The following is a 20202-nucleotide window of genomic DNA, read 5'->3' on the forward strand; positions in this document are numbered from 1 at the left end:
AAATTTTTGGGGGGAGTGTTTAAAATGCCAGAAATAAACTGGAAGTTAAATAATATTCGAAAGCATGTAGGTATCATTGATGGGCATGACGCTCCAAACCTGGTTTTAAGGAATGCAAAATATTTGCATAGTATACTTAAAACCTGGGTTTCCGGTAATATTTGGATTAGCGATGACCGTATTGTTTATGTAGGAAATCAAATGCCCATAAATCTTAATGGAACGGAAATTTTAGATTTATCAGGAAAGATTGTTGTACCGGGGTATATTGAGCCCCATGTGCACCCATTTCAATTATATAATCCTCATAGTTTTGCAGAGTTTTGTGCTCAATCAGGAACGACAGCATTTATTTCCGATAATATGACATTTGTCTCTTTATTTGAAAACAAGAAAGCGTTTTCTTTGATGGACGAGCTTGCAAAATTGCCATTCTCCTTTTATTGGTGGAGTCGCTTTGATTCACAGACAGAGCTTGAGAACGAAGGGGAGCTTTATTCGAATGCCTCGGTAATGGAATGGCTGGAACGTCATGACGTATTGCTTGGTGGAGAACTTACAGGATGGCCACGGGTAATGCACGGGGATAATCAAATGCTGTACTGGATTCAGAATGCCAAACATAAAGGGAAAAAGATTGAAGGACATTTACCAGGTGCTTCAGAAAAAACATTAGCAAAAATGAGATTATTCGGTGTAGATGGTGATCACGAATCAATGACAATAGAAGATATTGAAGCACGTTTACTTCATGGATATGCAGTTACACTTCGCTATTCGTCAATTCGCCCGGATTTACCTCAACTTTTAAAAGCAGTCGTTGATAAAGGCTATGAAATATTTGATCATTTAATGATGACAACAGATGGTTCTACACCAAGCTTCCATGAAGACGGTGTGATAGATAAATGTATTCGTGCAGCACTCGAAGCAGGAGTACGTCCGGTAGACGCGTATAATATGGCAAGTTATAACGTAGCCCGTTATTATAATATGACCAATTTACATGGACTCATTGCTACAGGACGCTATGCGAATTTAAATGTTCTAACAGATGAGTATTCACCAACACCTGAAGCAGTACTTTCAAAAGGTGTATGGTTAAAGCGTAATCATCAAGATACTAAGGTATTTCCATCCGTGGATTTGTCCGTTTTTGAGAGTTTGCAAATAGATTTTGATTTACATGAATCTGATTTTCAGTTTTCAATGCCTATAGGAATTGAAATGGTAAATGATGTGATAACAAAGCCATATAGTATAAAAAATCACGGATATAATATCTCATTATTTACTGAACATGACGAAAGCTATTTAATACTCGTAGACCGTAAAGGGAAATGGCGTATTAATACAATGATTAAAGGCTTTGCTACACATGTAAAAGGTTTTGCCTCCTCGTATTCAAATACGGGTGATATTATATTAATCGGAAAATCGATGCATGATATGCAGCATGCATTTAATGAATTAAAGAAAATGAATGGCGGTATTGTGCTTGTTGAAGATGGACAAGTTGTCACAAGCATACCGTTAAAGTTATCAGGTGCTGTGTATGATGGGGCAGTGGGAGATTTAATTCCGCTTGAACTAGCATTAAAAAGTGCATTAAAAAAACGTGGTTATAGTCATTCAGATGCGATTTATACATTACTATTTTTACAATCAACGCATTTGCCATATATTCGAATTACACCACGAGGCATTTTTGATGTCATGAAAAATACGGTCATGTTACCAGCTGTGATGCGATAGATGAAATGAGAGGAGTTAGCATGATGAAACGCAGTATATTGATATTAGCAATGTTAAGTGTGGCCGTGATTACAGGATGTTCCAATAAAGAACAGGCAGAGGAAGGGCCAGTAGTTGAAATAGAAGAGCAGCAAGTGGAAGACCAGGAAAATATTATTGTGGCCGGTGCAGAAGTATTGCCTTTTATTACACCGTTTACAGGGGAGAGAGTAGCAGAAGAAGTTACAATGCGCCCAATTCTTGCAACGATTAACAACCATCCACAAGCACGCCCACAATCGGGTTTAGCACAGGCAGATGTTGTGTACGAGATGTTGGCAGAAGGGGATGTGACACGTTTTTTAGCGCTTTATCAATCCGAAATTCCTGAATCGATCGGACCGATCCGTAGTGCCCGTTCGTACTTCATTGATATTGCCAATGGATTAGATGCCTTTTATATTGCGCATGGTTATAGTCCAGAAGCAAAATCAATGCTTGAACGTAAGGTTGTAGAAAATATTAACGGAATGCATTATGACGGGACTTATTTTAAACGTTCTTCTGCACGCAAAGCACCTCACAACTCTTATATATCCGGTGACAACGTTCGTGCAGGAGCAGAAAAAGTAGGTGCTTCATTACTTTATCAGAAAAAAGTATCATATCCATTCTATGAAGCTGAAGATAATGTTAAAATAGGGACAACGGCTAATGAAGTATCGATGAAATATAATAATAGTGGTTCATTTAATAGTCAGTATGTATATAATGCAGACACAAATCGGTATACGAGATATTCAGCAAATACTGAAACAATCGATTATGAAACAAATGAATCTATCGAGTTAGCTAATATATTATTTTTTGAAATGCCGCACCGCATTATTGATAATGCAGGAAGACGTGATATTACAATTACTGGCGGAGGCAACGCCTACGTAGCCCAAGCGGGAATGGTACGGGAAGTTAAGTGGAAAAATGCAGATGGTTTGTTAATTGCTATTGAGGAAGATGGCTCTGAAGTAAAGTTAGTACAAGGGAAGACTTGGGTACATTTCGTACCATCATCTCCAGGTTTAGCAACATCTGTTATATATTCAGAGTAGAAAGGAAATGATGGGCTAAATGCAAATTGAAAAAATTCGCGGTCATCAAACGGAACAGCTATTTAAAGCGGTCCTGGAATTAAAAGATATCGAGGAATGCTATAAGTTTTTTGATGATTTATGCACGATCAGTGAAATCCAATCATTAGCACAGCGTTTCGAGGTTGCGCATTTATTACGTTTAAAGAAGACGTATGAAACAATTAAAAAGGAAACAGGTGCTTCGACAGCAACGATCTCCCGTGTACGCCGTTGCTTTGACTATGGAAATGACACTTATGATGAGATGTTGGGACGTCTTTATCCTGATGAAAAGCCATTTACACCAAAGTGATAAAGCTAACCAACAACTTCTTTCATAGTATGCGATTATGCTAAGATGAATGTTTAAATATGAGTAGCTTAAAGACTGAGTAGATTTTCTCGCTCAGTCTTTTATTATTTTTTATACATTCGTTATACTATTAGATAGTCGTAAATAATGAACTGACTTAAAATATAATTAGAAGAATTTAAAAGAATAGGTGGAAGAGAGAATGGATTACTTAAATTGGCGTCACGTGTTTAAATTAGACCCTGCGAAAGAAATTTCAGATGAAGCATTAGAGCTAATTTGCGAATCAGGTACAGATGTTATTTTGGTTGGCGGTACAGATGAGGTGACACTTGATGGTGTGCTGGACTTATTAGTACGTGTCCGTCGTTTTTCCGTGCCGGTTGCGCTTGAAATTTCAAATGTAGATAGTATTACTCCAGGTTATGACTATTATTTCATCCCATCTGTTTTAAATAGTCGTGATACAAAATGGGTGAAGGATTTACATCATGAAGCCATTAAAGAATACGGGGATGTTTTAATTTGGGAAGAGCTTGTTGCAGAGGGCTATTGTATATTAAATCCGGATTGTAAAGTAGCACAAGTGACAAATGCCAAAACGGATTTAACGGTAGAAGATGTAGTAGCATATGCTCGAATGGCAGAAAACTACTTTAAATTACCTATTTTCTATTTAGAATATAGTGGAGCATATGGCGATATTGAAATGGTAAAAGCTACAGCTGAAGTATTAGATAAAACAAAGCTATTTTATGGTGGTGGTATTACTTCTGTCGAGCAGGCGAAGGAAATGGCTGCACATGCTCATACAGTTGTTGTAGGCAACATTATTTATGACGACTTAAAAGCTGCATTAAAAACTGTACAAGCAGTGAAAAGCATCGTGAAGTAATATATAATAGGAACAAATGTTCTTTAGATAGGAAGGTGCAACATGGAGCACATAGCAAAAAACTTAATTGTCGGTATGAATCCGCAGCAGGCAGAAGCGGTGAAAACAACAGAAGGACCACTCCTTATTATGGCAGGGGCAGGATCAGGGAAAACACGCGTACTAACACATCGTATTGCGTATTTAGTCGTAGAGCGTGAAGTGTATCCGTCAAAAATTTTGGCAATTACATTTACGAATAAAGCAGCACGTGAAATGCGTGATCGAATCGATGGGATTTTAGGGACAGGTACAACAGAAAGTATGTGGGTATCAACATTCCACTCTATGTGTGTGCGTATTTTGCGCCGCAATATCGACCGTATTGGCTACTCGAAAAGCTTCTCTATTTTAGATAGCTCCGATCAGCTGACAGTAATAAAAAATATATTGAAGCAAGATAATATCGACCCGAAAAAGTACGATCCGCGTGCAATATTAAATACGATTAGCTCGGCAAAAAATGAATGTATTACAGTAGATGGCTTTGAAGCGAATATGAATCCGCATAATCCATTTGAAAAGATTGCTGCGCAAGTGTACAAAGGCTATCAAAAACGCCTAAAACAAAATCAAAGCCTCGATTTTGATGATTTAATTATGCTTACGATTCGTTTATTTAAAGAGGCGCCAGATGTGCTTGAATTTTATCAAAATAAATTCCAGTACATTCACGTGGATGAGTATCAGGATACAAATAAATCACAATATTTGCTCGTTCAAATGTTGGCAAAGAAGTTCCGCAATATTTGTGTTGTAGGGGACTCGGACCAATCGATTTATCGCTGGCGTGGTGCAGATATTACAAATATTCTTTCGTTTGAAAAGGATTATAAAGACGCAAAAGTGATTATGCTTGAGCAAAATTACCGTTCGACAAAACATATTTTACAAGCTGCAAACAGCGTTATTGAAAAAAATAAAGACCGCTATAAAAAAGTGCTACGAACAGATAACCCTGAAGGCGAAAAGATACAGCTATATAAAGCCGGTAATGAACAGGATGAGGCCCAATATGTTGTACGTACGATTCAGAAGCTCATGAAAGATGAGGGTTACAAGCTAGATGATTTTGCGATTTTATACCGAACAAATGCACAATCGCGTGTAATGGAGGATGTACTCGTAAAATCGAATATGAACTATCAAATTGTTGGTGGTACAAAGTTCTATGATAGAAAAGAGATTAAAGATTTACTGGCATACTTACGTTTAATTGCAAATAATGATGATGATTTGTCACTAGCTAGGATTATTAATGAACCTAAGCGTGCGATTGGAGCGACTTCGTTCGATAAAATGCTGTACTATGCGATGGAGCGCGACTGTTCAATTTTTGATGCTATGAGCGAGCTTGTGTTTATGGGGCTTTCGGGAAAAGCAGCCACTTCGGCCGAAAATTTCTATAATATGATTCATTCGTTAAGTGAACGTCAACAAGAATTATCGGTGACGGAAATTGTAGAAGAAGTGCTTGAAAAATCAGGTTACCGTCAAATGCTGAAGGCTGAAAAGTCAATTGAAGCGGAAAGCCGATTGGAAAATATTGAAGAGTTTTTAACTGTTACACAGGCATTCGAGGCACGCAGCGAAGATCAATCTTTAGTTGCCTTCTTAACAGACCTTGCCTTAATTGCAGATATTGATTCTTTGGATGAAGAAGAAAAGGCAAAAGGCACAATTATTTTAATGACGATGCATGCCGCAAAAGGATTGGAATTCCCAGTTGTCTTTATTATTGGGCTCGAGGAAAATATATTCCCGCACTCTCGATCGCTAGAAAGTGAAGACGAAATGGCAGAGGAAAGACGCTTAATGTATGTTGGTGCGACTCGAGCAGAACAGCGCCTTTACCTATCTTGCGCAGGCTCTCGTACGATCTTCGGCCGCACAGGCTACAATGCACCGTCACGTTTTTTACGCGAGATTGATGAAAATGTATTAGAGCAGGTTTCGAAAGCGAATACTACTTCTTATCGTGATGATTCATTGCCGTTTAAGTCTAATCGTTATGACCGTATGCCGAAACGTTCATTAGGAAGTGTGCAAACGCCTGCTTCCCAAACATCACGCCTAAATTCTACAGGTGGCGATAAGTTTAATTGGCAAGTTGGAGACAAAGCGTCCCACGGTAAATGGGGTATCGGAATGGTCGTTAGCGTGAAAGGCGAAGGAGATGGAATGGAGTTGGATATTGCGTTCCCTGCTCCAACTGGCATTAAGCGTTTGCTTGCAAAATTTGCACCGATAACGAAAGCTTAGGAGGAACTATTTTATGAATGAAATCGAACAAAGAATTGCGGAGCTAAACAAGCTGCTTCATGAATATGGCTATGCCTATTATGTACTGGATAAGCCACTCGTTGAAGATAGTGTATATGATCAGCTTTTACAGGAGCTAATCGCCTTAGAAGAAGCAAATCCGGAATTTATTTACCCAGATTCTCCTACGCAGCGTGTCGGTGGTACAATTTTAGAAGGCTTCAAAAAAGTGACGCATGAAACGGCGATGCTCAGTTTATCGAATGCATTTGATGAAGAAGGCTTACGCGATTTTGACCGGAAAATCAAACAGGCAATCGGACCAAACTATTCATACGTCTGTGAATTGAAAATTGATGGTTTGGCCATTTCTCTACGCTATGTAAATGGTGTATTTGTACAGGGCGCGACACGTGGTGATGGTTCTGTAGGAGAAGATATTACGGCAAACTTAAGAACGATCCGGGCAATTCCATTACGCTTAAAAGACCCTGTAACAGTTGAAGTACGCGGAGAAGCATATATGCCAAAAAAATCATTTGAAAAGTTAAATGAACGTCGTGCCGAAAATGATGAAGAACTGTTTGCAAACCCAAGGAACGCCGCGGCAGGTTCATTGCGTCAATTGGATCCGAAAATTGCTGCAAGTCGTAATTTATCAACGTTCATTTATGCGATTGGTGGCGATGGGGAAGCTTATGGAATTGATGGACATTGGGAAATGCTCGACTATTTAGAGCAACTCGGTTTCCCATCCAATAAAGAACGCGAGCATTGTGAAACAATTGAGGACGTTTTGGCGTTTATAGAAAAGTGGACAGAAGCGCGTCCTAATTTACCATATGAAATCGATGGTATCGTAATAAAAGTAAACCGCTATGCCCATCAAGATGAGCTTGGTTTTACCGCCAAATCTCCACGCTGGGCCATTGCATATAAATTCCCTGCAGAAGAAGTCGTAACAAAACTTCTGGATATCGAGCTTACAGTAGGTCGCACAGGCGTTATCACTCCTACTGCTATTTTAACGCCGGTCTTAGTTGCAGGTACTACAGTAAGCCGGGCTTCCTTGCACAATGAGGACCTCATTCGGGAAAAGGATATTCGTATAGGGGATACAGTCATCGTTCGAAAAGCAGGCGATATTATACCGCAAATTGTTGGGGTAATAGTAGAGCAACGCCCAGAGGATGCAGTTGAATACAAAATGCCAACACATTGTCCAGCCTGTAATGAAGAAGTTGTACGTATTGATACCGATGTAGCTCTTCGTTGTGTCAATCCACAATGTCCTGCACAAATCGCGGAAGGCGTGAAGCATTTCGTCTCACGTAATGCGATGAATATTGACGGATTAGGGGAAAAAGTTGTAGAGCAATTGCTTCGTGAAGGTTATATTGAGGATGTTGCTGGTTTATACGAATTGACAGTCGAGCAACTCATTCAGTTAGAGCGCATGGGTCAAAAATCTGCAACGAATTTAGTGGAGGCACTACTGCAGTCAAAGAATAATTCCCTGGAGCGATTACTGTTTGGTCTTGGTATACGTCATGTAGGCGAAAAGGCAGCTAAAATTTTAGCTGCACATTTTGAAACGATGGATGCCTTAATGCTGGCTACAGAAGACGAATTGAAAGATATTCATGAAATTGGCGATAAAATGGCCGAATCCATCGTTGCTTATTTTGCGAATGAGTCCGTGCAGCAGCTAATCGAGCGCTTAAAGGAATTTGGCCTGAATATGTCCTATAAAGGTAAAAAGATTGTGGTAGAAGCTGGGGCTAATCCTTTTGCGGGTAAAACAATTGTGCTGACAGGCAAACTTCAGCAATTGACACGTAACGAAGCAAAGGCGAAAATAGAACAGTTAGGTGGAATGGTTGCAGGAAGTGTAAGTAAAAAAACAGATCTTGTAATCGTCGGTGAAGATGCTGGCTCAAAGCTTGAAAAGGCTCAAAGCTTAGGCATAGAAATTTGGGATGAAGTGCGCCTAATCGAACAATTATTATAGTAAAGGGGACTTGTTCTCATGAAACGATATCGCTGGATACCTGCGATAATTGCAACTGTTCTGTTATCAGCGTGTGCGCCAAACATTACACCTGAAACAGAGTTGACACAAGAATCAGACACGGATCAAGCTGTTGAAACAACGATTATCCCGAATATGCAAATTAACGATAAATTTTATCGTATATTAATTCCTTATAAGGAAAGTGCAAGTCGAGGATTGGTCGTTTCCAATATTTTTACGAAATACGACATGAAAGAAGTCGAAACAGGTTTAATGCGTATTTCACAAAATCACTTTGATACGGAAAATTACTATTTTCAAGAAGGTCAATACTTAGATGAAACAACGTTGAAATACTGGTTGGCACGACCAAACCAAACGGAGGATAAAGGGCCTGAATACCAAGGGTTAAATCCTTCAAGTATTGATGAAGAAACTGGTGAGGAGATGGATCCTACCGTTAAAGCGACAGAAGCACCGGTGTATTTAGCACATATTATCGAACAGAATTATTTAACAAAAACAGATGACAATAAAGTGAAATTGGGCGGTGTATCGATTGGCTTAGCGCTAAATTCAATTTACTATTATCAAAAAGAACAGTACGGTGAGTTTTTCGAGCAGAAGATTCCGGATGATAAGTTGGAAGCAGAAGGCAAAAAAATTGCACAGGAAGTAATCAATCGTTTGCGTGCACGTTCAGAACTAGCCGATGTTCCTATCGTAATTGCTTTATTTAAACAGGCAGAGCGAAATGCGATTATACCAGGAACTTACACAGATTATAATTTTGTTGATAAAGGTACGACTGCCCTAGGTGATTGGGAAGGAATCGATGAAAGATATGTAACATTCCCAATGAGTTCACCAGATGATATTTATCGTGAACTTAATACAAACTTCCAAAACTTTAAGCAGGATGTCGACAAATACTTCTCAAATTTCACAAGTGTTTTCGCAACAGGTTTTTATCAAAATAAAAAAATCCAGAAGCTAGACATTGAAATTCCGATTCAGTTTTACGGTACAGCGGAAATTACCGGTTTTACACAATATCTGACGGCTCTCTTACTCAATCATTTACCGCTTGATCTGTATATTTCGGTAAGTATTACTTCGGTAAACGGTCCAGAAGTATTGATTATTAAAGAACCAAATGATGATAAACCATTTGTTCATATTTATGAGTAAAATTCAACGAAGAATACCATACTTTTAAAAGTGTGGTATTTTCATTTTTGTATAAAAAATCCACTTTATCACTTTAATGCGTTAATTTGGCGAAAAAACGTCCAAGGTTAGGGATTGTTTGCTCGATTTTTTCGCAAAGCTGTGATTTTTATTAGGAAAAATGGTATCATTATGGGCATGGTTTATGTAGAATCAGCGGGTGTCCGAAACAATCACTGACTCCACATATGGCCCCGGCAGATAATCCAGATTTTTTTAGTTTTTCGAATGTATTCAAAAATTCTGACACATATGCCGAGGCATATTTGATTCGATACTTTGGAGGTGTAATAAATGGCAAAAATATCAAAAGAAGAAGTAAAACACGTAGCGCACTTAGCTCGCCTTGCAATCACAGAAGAGGAAGCAGAGAAATTTGCTGAACAACTTGGAAAAATTACTGATTTTGCAGAGCAGTTAAATGAATTAGATACAACGAATGTAGAGCCGACTTCACATGTTTTACCTTTAGTGAACGTACTTCGTGAGGACGTAGCAAAAGAAGGCTTACCTCTTGAAAAAGTAATGCTAAACGTAAAAGAACAAGAAGAAGGTCAAATTAAAGTACCATCAATTATGGAGTAATAGGAGGAACCACTCGCATGACAGTATTTGAGCGCACATCAGCACAATTACAAGAGAGCTTAAAGTCGGGCGAACTTACAATTGCGGAATTAACAAAAGAAGCATTTGACCGCATTGAAAAGTTAGACGGCGATGTACAAGCATTCTTAGCATTAAATAAAGAACAAGCAACTGCTAAAGCGGCAGAATTAGATAAAGTTCCTTTTGAGGAGCGCGGTCCATTATTCGGTATGCCGATCGGGGTTAAGGATAATATCGTGACAGAAGGTTTAGAAACAACGTGTGCTTCTAAAATCTTGGAAGGCTTTATGCCAATTTACGATGCAACAATCGTTAAGAAATTACGCGATGCAGGTATGGTAACAGTTGGTAAATTAAATATGGACGAATTCGCAATGGGTTCTTCTAACGAAAACTCGGCTTATAAAACAACCAAAAACCCGTGGAATCTTTCACACGTGCCAGGTGGTTCTTCAGGCGCATCTGCAGCAGCAGTAGCAGCAGGCGAAGTACCATTCTCACTTGGTTCTGATACAGGTGGATCAATCCGTCAACCGGCAGCTTACTGTGGTGTTGTAGGAATGAAACCTACATATGGTCGTGTATCTCGCTTTGGTTTAGTTGCATTTGCATCTTCTTTAGATCAAATTGGACCAATTACACGTAATGTAACGGACAACGCATTATTACTTGAAGCAATCTCAGGTGTAGATGAAATGGATTCTACTTCTGCAGATGTGCCAGTACCGAATTATGCAGCTGCTTTAGACGGCAATATTAAAGGTTTAAAAATTGCTGTACCAAAAGAATTCCTTGGGGAAGGCGTTGGCGAAGCAGCAAAACAGTCAGTGCTTGATGCACTAGAAGTATTAAAAGGCTTAGGCGCAACAGTAGAAGAGGTATCTTTACCACATTCTAAATATGCGTTGGCAGCATACTACATTCTTTCATCATCTGAAGCTTCTTCTAACCTTTCACGTTTTGACGGTATTCGTTACGGTTACCGTTCAGAAAACGCTAAAAACTTATTGGAGCTATACAAACAATCTCGTGCTGAAGGTTTCGGCGATGAAGTAAAACGTCGTATCATGCTTGGTACTTATTCATTATCAGCAGGTACGTATGATGCATACTACAAAAAAGCACAACAAGCACGTACATTAATTAAAGCAGATTACGACAAAGTATTCGAAAACTATGACGTAATTATTGGACCTACAGCGCCAACACCTGCATTCGCAATCGGTGCTAACATTGATGATCCAATGACAATGTACGCAAACGATATTTTAACAATTCCAATTAACTTAGCTGGTGTACCAGCAATTTCAATTCCATGTGGTTTTGAAAATGACTTACCACTAGGATTACAAATTATCGGTAAACACTTCGATGAAGAAACACTTTACCGCGTAGCATATGCTTACGAGCAAAACACAGATTTCAATACAAAAACTCCAGCACTATGGGAGGTAAAATAAGATGAACTTTGAAACAGTCATTGGTTTAGAAATTCACGTTGAATTAAAAACGAATTCTAAAATCTTCTCGGCTTCCCCAAACCATTTCGGTGCAGAGCCAAATACAAATACGTCGGTAATTGATCTTGGATACCCAGGTGTTTTACCAGTATTAAATAAACAAGTAGTAGACTATGCAATCCGTGCTTCTTTAGCATTAAACATGGAAATCGAACAAGAAACTAAATTCGACCGCAAAAACTACTTCTATCCGGACAATCCGAAAGCTTACCAAATTTCACAATTTGATAAGCCAATCGGTAAAAACGGATGGGTTGAAATCGAAATTCCTGCTAAAGGCGACACACCAGGCTACAAAAAGAAAATCGGTATTACACGTCTTCATATGGAAGAAGATGCAGGTAAATTAACACACGCTGATGGTTATTCTTTAGTGGACTTAAACCGTCAAGGAACACCTCTTGTTGAGATTGTTTCTGAGCCGGATATCCGTACTCCGGATGAAGCATATGCATACCTTGAAAAAGTGAAGTCAATTATTCAATATTCAGGTGTATCAGATGTACGTATGGAAGAAGGTTCATTACGTTGTGATGCGAACATTTCGATTCGTCCATACGGCCAAGAAGAGTTCGGTACAAAAACAGAGCTGAAAAACTTAAACTCATTTAACTTCGTACGTCGTGGTTTAGAGCATGAGGAAGTTCGTCAGGAAGAAGTACTAATGTCAGGTGGCATTATTGAGCAAGAAACTCGCCGTTTCGATGAAAAGACAGGTAAAACTATTTTAATGCGTGTAAAAGAAGGAACAGATGATTACCGTTACTTCCCAGAGCCAGATTTAGTACGTCTTTCTATTTCTGATGAATGGGTAGAGCGTATCCGCCAGTCAATTCCTGAATTACCAGATGCACGTAAAGCACGTTACGTTTCTGAACTAGGCTTAACAGATTATGATGCAAACGTACTTGTGGTAAACAAAGAGATTTCAGATTTCTTTGATGCAACTGTAACGGCTGGTGCAGATGCAAAATTAACGGCAAACTGGTTAATGGGTGACGTATCTGCATACTTGAATTCAGAGCAAAAAGAGCTAAAAGATACAGCTTTAACACCAGAAAACTTAGCTGGTATGGTGAAATTAATTACAGACGGCACAATTTCTTCTAAAATCGCGAAAAAAGTATTCACTGAATTAGTTACTAACGGTGGCGATGCAGCGAAAATCGTGAAGGAAAAAGGGTTAGTTCAAATTTCTGATCCAGAAGTAATTCGAGGCTTCGTAACAACTGTTCTTGATAACGATGCAAAATCGGTAGCTGATTTCTTAGGCGGCAACGAACGTGCGATTAAAGCACTTTTAGGTCAAATTATGAAAGCTTCTAAAGGTCAGGCAAACCCACAATTAACAAATCAAATTTTAATGGAAGAAATTAATAAACGCTAATTTCTTCGTGTGAACGGCAGTCTATCTATAATAGACTGTCGTTTTTTTTATAGGAATTCACTTGATAAATTATAATCATAAGCTAATAATTGGAAATATAAAAAGTGAGGAAGAGGGAGGGATTTATTTTGGAAAAGACCTGGTGTGTGGGACCAATTCAAATTGTACGAGAACAACAAATAAACAAAGACCATTATGCGGTTATTGAAGGTAAAAAAATTGTCCAGTTTTGTGAAAAAGCCGGCTTACCTGAACAGATTGATTTTGTGGAAACAAAGGCTACCTATAAATTAATGCCAGGGATGATTGACCAGCATATCCACGGAATGTCAGGTGCAGATGTAATGGACGGAATGGAAAGTAGTCTTAATACCATTAGTAAAGCACTTGCCAAACATGGTGTGACCAGCTTTTTGGCAACAACGATGACAGCCGCAGTAAACCAAATTGAACATGTCGTACAAACGGTAGCTGATAACAAAAACTCAGTACAGGGTGCCAAAATCGTTGGTATTCATTTAGAAGGTCCATTCATTAATCCAGTTCAAAAGGGTGCACAGTCTGATCAATATATTATAAAGCCCTCTGCTGAAATTTTTGAAAAGCTTAATACATCCTCACAAAAACAAATAAAGCTCATAACATTTGCAGCGGAACTGGATGAAGGGGAAAAGCTTGCATCATACTTGAAAAATAATGACATTGTAGCATCCATCGGACATTCTAATGCGAAGTATGCCGAAACAAAGATTTTATTGGAGCAACAGCTAATTCAAAATGCTACTCACTTTTGCAATGGGATGAGGTCAATCCATCATCGTGAGCCAGGTCTGCAAGTAGCTTTATTGCAAAGTGACAGTAAGCTGGAGATTATTGCGGATGGAATACATATTCATCCAGACATGATTCGTTTTATATTTGATTCAATTGGTGAAGACCGAATGATATTAATTTCAGACAGTATGAGGGCGACTGAATTGGCGGATGGTATTTATGATTTAGGGGGACAGCAAGTTCGTGTAGAGAATGGGTTGTGTAAACTGGTAGAAAGTGATGCGCTTGCAGGAAGCACACTTAATTTAAATAAGGCAAGAAAAAACATGAAAGAATGGCTTCAACTATCAGACATGACACTGGCTAAGCTGACGGCAACAAATAGTGCAAAACTGTTAGGGTTATATGAACATAAAGGTTCAATTGAAATTGGTAAAGATGCTGATTTTTATATAGTAAATGAACAAGAGGATGTTGTAATGACTGTTTCAGAAGGAAAAGTAATTTTTGAGAACCTAAAGGGGGAGTAAAGGTGAATTTCATTAAAGGGGATGCTTTACACAATGACTTACAGCTAAAAAGGAGCTTTTTCAATTTGGCTGATGAAACGTTTAATCTAAAATTTGAACAATGGGATGAGCTTGGATATTGGAACGATACATATTGCCCCTATGCCTTTGAAGTGGATGGTGAAATAGCTTCAAATGTATCAACAAGTACGGGAATGATGGTTTTAGATGGCAAACAGTATGAGGCTGTTCAAATAGGGACTGTCATGACAAATCCAAAATTCCAAGGGAAAGGATTATCACGGCGGCTAATGGAAAAAGTAATGGAAGATCATGTGAATGCCAATATAATTTATTTATTTGCAAATAAATCAGTATTAGGTTTTTATCCGAAGTTTGGATTTGAAATGCGAACACAATCTACTTTTACATTGGATAAAAAAGATCTTGTATCCAATGAAACGGAAATAAACAAAATTAACATGGATGATAATATCGAAAGAAAGCTATTTTACAATACAACGATGAACCGTGTACCAATTAGCCGAAAAATGAGTATGGTTCAAAATGAAAGTATTGTTATGTTCCATGCATTGACGCAATATCGGGATTGTATCTACTATGTTCCAAAGTTCCGGGTATTTGTCATTTTAAAAGAATCAGCGCAGCATGTTGAGGTAATTGATGTAATTTCTAAAGAGCCTTTTGATTTGTTGGAAGTGTTGGGAAGCCTGCCAATTCAAACCTCGAAAATTAAACTGTGCTTTACGCCGGATGATTTAAAAATTCCTATTGTACAGGAAATGTTCATAGATGAGGGTGCCATGTTTGTGAAAAATCAAATAGATATCGACTATCCGAATAATTTACTGTATCCATATAGTGGTTTAGCATAATAAATGGAGGTCCGGAAAATGTTCCCCGGACCTCCATTTTGCGGTCAATTTAAGAAGTTTAGTCGGGCAAGTCGCCAAAACCAGTATGACCGTTTAATAATTTTGCGGTGACGTATAGAAGGCGCTTTTTTGCTTCACGGGCTATTGGTATTTCCTCTAAATCAAATCCGTGAATGCAGCCTTTGTAAATATCAAATTGAACGTCTATATGCGCCTGACGTAATTTATTAACAAACTCATAAACTTCCTCGTAAAAAAGATCATGGGTGCCGATGAAAGTATAGATTGGTGGAAGTCTTTCCACATTAGCGTATAAAGGTGATGCGTACGGAGGAATGATTTTCATATTGCCTAAATAAGCATCCCAACTGTGTCTGTTTTTTTCATTATTCCAAATAGCAGGTGAAGCAAACTTTTCATGAAATGGCCTCTCTTTTGCATCGAGCATCGGATACAATGGCAAAATCCCCGCTATTTGAGGTCCTTTTTCATCTCGTGCCTTTAATGCTACTGCCAATGCCAAGTTACCCCCAGCACTACCTCCGCTTACTATTATTTTGTTTGGATCAATATTTAGAGCGTTTGCATGTCTATAAATCCATGTTAGAGTTTCATAACTATCCTCCAATGCAGCAGGATAAGGATGCTCCGGGGCCAGACGATATTGTGGGATGAATACAACCGCTTGAAAGTTATGGACAAAGTCGATGACATAGGGAATACTGTCATCCGGATTGCCGAAAACCATTCCACCACCATGAAACCAAACAAAACATGGCATATTTTGTGCCGCTTGCTTCGGTTTTAAACAAATAACGCGTACATTATTAATCATCATTTCTTGCACTAAGCAATTTTCAGTCCGAAAATTTTGCTCGGAAAAATGGGTGAATGTACGATTCGCTATGAGTTCATGGAATGTACGTGCATTTTTTAAGCTTCGGTTAAATATTTCAGCCAGTTCAGGGTGTAGCCCTTTCATACTGATACCGCCTTCGACAACTTCCTTTTTTCGATTTTTGTAAATGAACGAAGCGAGAACTTCATTATTATTAAACTAAGAACACTGCCGACAAATAAAGGGATCGCACCTGGCATAATATTAAAAACAAAATATATAAAAATAATACTTATAGAATTCAAAACAACGGTGAAAGGCGAGGTAATGGTGAATAGAAACGCCTGTTTAATCATCGCAAAAAATGCTAAATCAAAATGTACATACACTGGAAAGAAGAAAAATAAAGTGCCAAAAATAATAAATGCCACAATAAAAGTTGGTATAAGGAGAATAGATAAAGATTCAAATGTATAAATGGCATAAAAGTCGATAGCTAAAATGAATAGAATACTATAGCTAATGATTGCATAGCCATTTCCTTTTAGCCATTCACTTTTATATACTTCCCAAAAAGTGTGCGTCATCGGTTTATCAATATCGAGCAGCAATTGTCTTGTAATCGTAAATAATGCAATCGTTGCTGGAAACAATCCAAAAATAAATAGTCCAATCGCGGAAAAAAACAACCATAAAAAGTTTAAGTATATTATTTTTAATAGTTTTACACCAAAACTATAAAAGCCGTCCCAAATTGACATAAAAATACCCCCTTATCCTTATTATAAGATAAAAAGTCAGAAAAATCGTTCAATTTAAATTAAGGACTTTTAATGGACTTGAGTTAATTCGATTTTTTTTGTAGTCTGAAAAAAATAGCGAATTTGCTATTTTATACAAATGAGAAAGAAAAAAGGGGGATGGGGTATGAGTATTTCAATTTTCAAAAAGTTTGGACTATTATTTCTAGTATTGGTACTTTCTGCTGTAATGGTTGCTTGTAGTGATGATGAAACTAATTCAACTGATACTAACACGACTACGGATAATGGAAGCGCTAACAGTGAGACAGAGGAATCTACAGGATTATCTGGAGAAATAACAGTGTGGGCACATCCATATACAGACGGTACGACAGGTGAAGGTGACATGTGGAAGACTTTCGCAGCTGACTTTGAGAGTGAAACAGGGGTAAAAGTAAACTTCGAACAAATTCCATGGGCTAACCGTGACCAAAAAATCCTGACAGCTTTAGCAGCAGGTCAAGGTCCGGACGTATTCTATGTAATCCCTGACCAAATGCCTCAATATGCAGAGCAACAATTAATTTTAGATATTTCACAATATGTGACAGATGAAGAATTAAGCGGATTTGTACCAACAGCGATCGAAGCAACAAGCTGGAAGGGCAAACAGTATGGTATGCCAATTCTTCAAACGGCTGAGTCTTTAGTTTATAATAAAGAAATTTTAACTGAGTTGGGCGTTGATGAAAACAGCCTTCCAACAACTTGGGATGAATTCAAAGCTTTAGCAGAAAAAGCAAAAGCAGCGGGCTACTATGCATTCTCATATGCAGGTGGCGGTTCGTTAAATAACACACTTTATCCATTCTTATGGCAAGCTGGCGGTAACGTAATTGATGAGAGTAATAATATTTTAATTAACAAGCCGGAAGCAGTTAAGTCATTTGAATTAATTAATGAAATGTATACAAAGGGCTGGATCCCTCAAGATTCAATTACAGCACTAGATCATGACTCCTTATACTTCGGTGGTAAGTTATTAGCTGTAAATGGCTCAGGTATTTCTGTAAACCGTTTATTAGCTGAAAAGCCATTTGATTTTGTCATTGCTCCACCATTAAAAGATGCTGAGCAGTTAACTTACGGTACTGTTGGAATGTTCGTAGGTTCTGCAATTTCCAAAAACCCGGAAGCGGCAGCAGAATTCATGAAATATGTAACAAACACTGAGAATCAACGTACGTTTAACAATATTACACAATATATTCCAACACGCGACGATGCGAAGGATATTTTTGACTCACAACCATACATGGCTCAATTAGCAGGCTACACTCAATATGCTAAGCCGGGTATTATTCACCCGGAAGGCCGTAACATAATGCCTGTAGTTCAAGCGGAAATTCAAGCAATGCTGGAAGGGAAACAATCTCCTCAAGAAGCTGCGGATAAGTCAGCGGAAGCAATTGATAAATTGATTAACAAATAGTTTAAAGGAGAGTTTGGTCTTAATGATCAAACTCTCTCATTACTTCAAGTACAGAAAGGGTGAGGCATGTGACCTCTACAACTTCTAAACAATCACTTAGTGCACGAATAAAGAGAGAATTAAATAAAAATTTATTAGTCTATATCGTACTCATTCCAGTTATCATTCACTTCATCATATTTCAAGTTTATCCATTTGCTCTTAGCTTCTATTTAACTTTTCATGATTGGAAAATAATTGGCGACCCTGAATTTGTTGGATTAAAGCATTGGAAAAATCTATTTGATGATGAAATCGCATGGAAAGCAATATGGAATACTGTTAAGTTTTCCGTCTACTATATACTGCCGACAATGGCACTTGGCCTAATTTTGGCACTAATTATTAATTCGGGCATTAAGTTTTCAGGCTTCTTTAAAGGGTTATTTTTCTTGCCGGTTGTTACATCATTCGTAATTATTGCAGGTATTTGGGGATGGTTATTCCGTGGTACTGAAGATGGCTTTATTAACTATTTAATTGGTTTTGTCGGCATTGATCCACAGCTGTTTTTATCAAGTTCGTCCCAGGCACTCCTTGTTTTGGCAGGTTTAAGTATTTTTAAAGTGGCTGGTACGACAATGATTTATTACTATGCGGGCTTACAATCGATCGACCGTCAATTGTATGAGGCAGCACGAATCGATGGTGCAAACTCGTGGAAAATGTTTTGGAGTGTTACGTTCCCAATGCTAAAGCCGATACACTTTTACGTTGCAATTACAACAACAATTGGTTCATTTCAAATTTTCGATTCGGCGTTCCTATTGACGAATGGTGGACCAAACTATTCAACGACTACAATTGTGTATTACTTATACCACCAAGGATTTACAAGCTTAAATTTGAGCTATGCTGCTGTTTTATCGTATGTATTGTTCTTTATCATTTTAATTATCTCGTTAATTCAACGTAAATACATTGGGAAAGACCCAAATTATTATTAAGCTGGTGCGGGGAGGAGCAGACAAATGAAAAAAGTAATCTCTTATACAGCATTAGCAATATTAGCAATCGTTTTTATTATGCCATTTATTATTATGGTTTTCGGATCATTAAAAGAAGTCAAGCAGGCACAAATTGATCCGCTGTTTTGGCTACCTACCAATCCATCGATTCAAAACTATATTACGATTTTTTCAAATGGAATTTTTTTACGATGGATTTGGAACTCTATCGTTATTACCGTAATTCCCGTTATGACTCAAATGATTTTTGCAGCCCTATTAGGTTATATATTTGCGAAAAAGCAATTTTGGGGAAAAGAAGCGATTTTTTGGACTTTTATGGCGGTTATCATGATTCCTCAACAGCTATTTATAATTCCCAAATATATTATGTTCGCTGATTTCGGTTGGATAAATACATATTGGGCATTAATTGTACCTGAATTATGGGCAATTATGGGTGTATTTTTAGTACGACAATTTTTACAGGGAATACCGAAGGATTTGGAGGAGGCTGCCTATATTGATGGGGCAAATGACTGGCAGATTTTCTTCAAGATTATTTTGCCACTATCATTTCCGGTTGTTGCGACAGTCGGTACCTTTGCCTTTATTTCAAATTGGAATGACTTATTCCAACCATTGATTTATTTAACTAATGAGAAGATGTTCCCGGTGACAGTCGGTCTTGCTTCAATGCTCGGAAAAGAAGGGAACTTCGGTGTAGAAATGGCAGGAGCAACAATTTCATTTATACCGACGTTTTTAATATTTATCTTTTTCCAGCGTTATTTTACAGAAGGAATTACGATGTCAGGTATTAAGTAGGGGGCT

The 20202-nt window shown here is 38.0% G+C and carries 17 protein-coding genes; 15 read left to right on the forward strand and 2 right to left on the reverse strand.

The annotated features are described in order from the left end of the window. Positions 1 to 24 precede the first annotated feature (24 nt). From SNE38_RS06400 to SNE38_RS06455, 12 genes are all read left to right on the forward strand, one after another. A complete protein-coding gene (locus tag SNE38_RS06400) occupies positions 25 to 1755 on the forward strand; it encodes an adenine deaminase C-terminal domain-containing protein (protein WP_191704899.1) in 1731 nt (576 codons plus the stop codon). Positions 1756 to 1778: 23 nt separating this feature from the next. Beyond that, positions 1779 to 2843, forward strand: a complete 1065-nt coding sequence (locus SNE38_RS06405; RefSeq protein ID WP_336046198.1) for a DUF3048 domain-containing protein — start codon at positions 1779 to 1781, stop codon at positions 2841 to 2843. A gap of 19 nt (positions 2844 to 2862) precedes the next feature. After that, positions 2863 to 3177, forward strand: coding sequence for a YerC/YecD family TrpR-related protein (locus SNE38_RS06410; RefSeq protein WP_191700886.1), 315 nt, complete (start codon positions 2863 to 2865; stop codon positions 3175 to 3177). Between the two features lie 202 nt (positions 3178 to 3379). Beyond that, positions 3380 to 4072: a heptaprenylglyceryl phosphate synthase gene (gene pcrB, locus SNE38_RS06415; RefSeq protein WP_191704900.1), complete on the forward strand. Its 693-nt coding sequence runs from the start codon at positions 3380 to 3382 to the stop codon at positions 4070 to 4072. 42 nt (positions 4073 to 4114) lie between these two features. Then, a complete protein-coding gene (pcrA, locus tag SNE38_RS06420; RefSeq protein ID WP_191704901.1) occupies positions 4115 to 6373 on the forward strand; it encodes a DNA helicase PcrA in 2259 nt (752 codons plus the stop codon). Positions 6374 to 6386: 13 nt separating this feature from the next. Next, positions 6387 to 8384 (forward strand): NAD-dependent DNA ligase LigA, encoded by a 1998-nt coding sequence (gene ligA / locus SNE38_RS06425; RefSeq protein ID WP_191704902.1) that lies wholly within the window; start codon positions 6387 to 6389, stop codon positions 8382 to 8384. Positions 8385 to 8402: 18 nt separating this feature from the next. Further along, positions 8403 to 9578, forward strand: coding sequence for a CamS family sex pheromone protein (locus tag SNE38_RS06430; RefSeq protein ID WP_191704903.1), 1176 nt, complete (start codon positions 8403 to 8405; stop codon positions 9576 to 9578). A gap of 333 nt (positions 9579 to 9911) precedes the next feature. Beyond that, positions 9912 to 10202, forward strand: coding sequence for an Asp-tRNA(Asn)/Glu-tRNA(Gln) amidotransferase subunit GatC (gene gatC, locus SNE38_RS06435; RefSeq protein ID WP_191704904.1), 291 nt, complete (start codon positions 9912 to 9914; stop codon positions 10200 to 10202). 17 nt (positions 10203 to 10219) lie between these two features. Then, positions 10220 to 11683 (forward strand): Asp-tRNA(Asn)/Glu-tRNA(Gln) amidotransferase subunit GatA, encoded by a 1464-nt coding sequence (gatA, locus tag SNE38_RS06440; protein ID WP_191704905.1) that lies wholly within the window; start codon positions 10220 to 10222, stop codon positions 11681 to 11683. A gap of 1 nt (position 11684) precedes the next feature. Beyond that, positions 11685 to 13130 carry an Asp-tRNA(Asn)/Glu-tRNA(Gln) amidotransferase subunit GatB gene (gene gatB, locus SNE38_RS06445; RefSeq protein ID WP_191704906.1) on the forward strand — a complete coding sequence of 482 codons (1446 nt, stop codon included), beginning with the start codon at positions 11685 to 11687 and terminating at the stop codon, positions 13128 to 13130. Between the two features lie 128 nt (positions 13131 to 13258). Then, entirely contained in the window at positions 13259 to 14434 is a 1176-nt protein-coding gene (gene nagA / locus SNE38_RS06450; RefSeq protein WP_191704907.1) for an N-acetylglucosamine-6-phosphate deacetylase, read from the forward strand. A 2-nt stretch (positions 14435 to 14436) separates the two neighbouring features. Continuing rightward, complete coding sequence (locus SNE38_RS06455) at positions 14437 to 15309, forward strand: GNAT family N-acetyltransferase (RefSeq protein WP_191704908.1); 873 nt, start codon at positions 14437 to 14439, stop codon at positions 15307 to 15309. 58 nt (positions 15310 to 15367) lie between these two features. Here SNE38_RS06455 and SNE38_RS06460 read toward each other — a convergent pair whose 3' ends face one another. Together SNE38_RS06460 and SNE38_RS06465 are read right to left on the reverse strand one after the other, a co-directional pair. Then, positions 15368 to 16291, reverse strand: a complete 924-nt coding sequence (locus tag SNE38_RS06460) for an alpha/beta hydrolase (protein WP_191704909.1) — start codon at positions 16289 to 16291, stop codon at positions 15368 to 15370. After that, positions 16288 to 16908, reverse strand: a complete 621-nt coding sequence (locus SNE38_RS06465) for a YesL family protein (RefSeq protein ID WP_191704910.1) — start codon at positions 16906 to 16908, stop codon at positions 16288 to 16290. Before SNE38_RS06465 ends, SNE38_RS06460 begins: the two co-directional genes overlap by 4 nt. Positions 16909 to 17074: 166 nt before the next feature. Between SNE38_RS06465 and SNE38_RS06470 the strand changes: the two genes are divergently transcribed. The 3 genes from SNE38_RS06470 (at position 17075) to SNE38_RS06480 (ending at position 20196) form a co-directional block, all read left to right on the forward strand. After that, a complete protein-coding gene (locus SNE38_RS06470; RefSeq protein WP_191704911.1) occupies positions 17075 to 18382 on the forward strand; it encodes a sugar ABC transporter substrate-binding protein in 1308 nt (435 codons plus the stop codon). A gap of 68 nt (positions 18383 to 18450) precedes the next feature. Further along, entirely contained in the window at positions 18451 to 19368 is a 918-nt protein-coding gene (locus SNE38_RS06475; protein ID WP_191704912.1) for a carbohydrate ABC transporter permease, read from the forward strand. A 24-nt stretch (positions 19369 to 19392) separates the two neighbouring features. Then, positions 19393 to 20196: a carbohydrate ABC transporter permease gene (locus SNE38_RS06480; protein ID WP_191704913.1), complete on the forward strand. Its 804-nt coding sequence runs from the start codon at positions 19393 to 19395 to the stop codon at positions 20194 to 20196. The last annotated feature ends 6 nt before the right edge of the window (positions 20197 to 20202 follow it).

It is taken from the genome of Solibacillus ferritrahens, from assembly GCF_037027585.1.
GTDB classification, from domain to species: domain Bacteria; phylum Bacillota; class Bacilli; order Bacillales_A; family Planococcaceae; genus Solibacillus; species Solibacillus ferritrahens.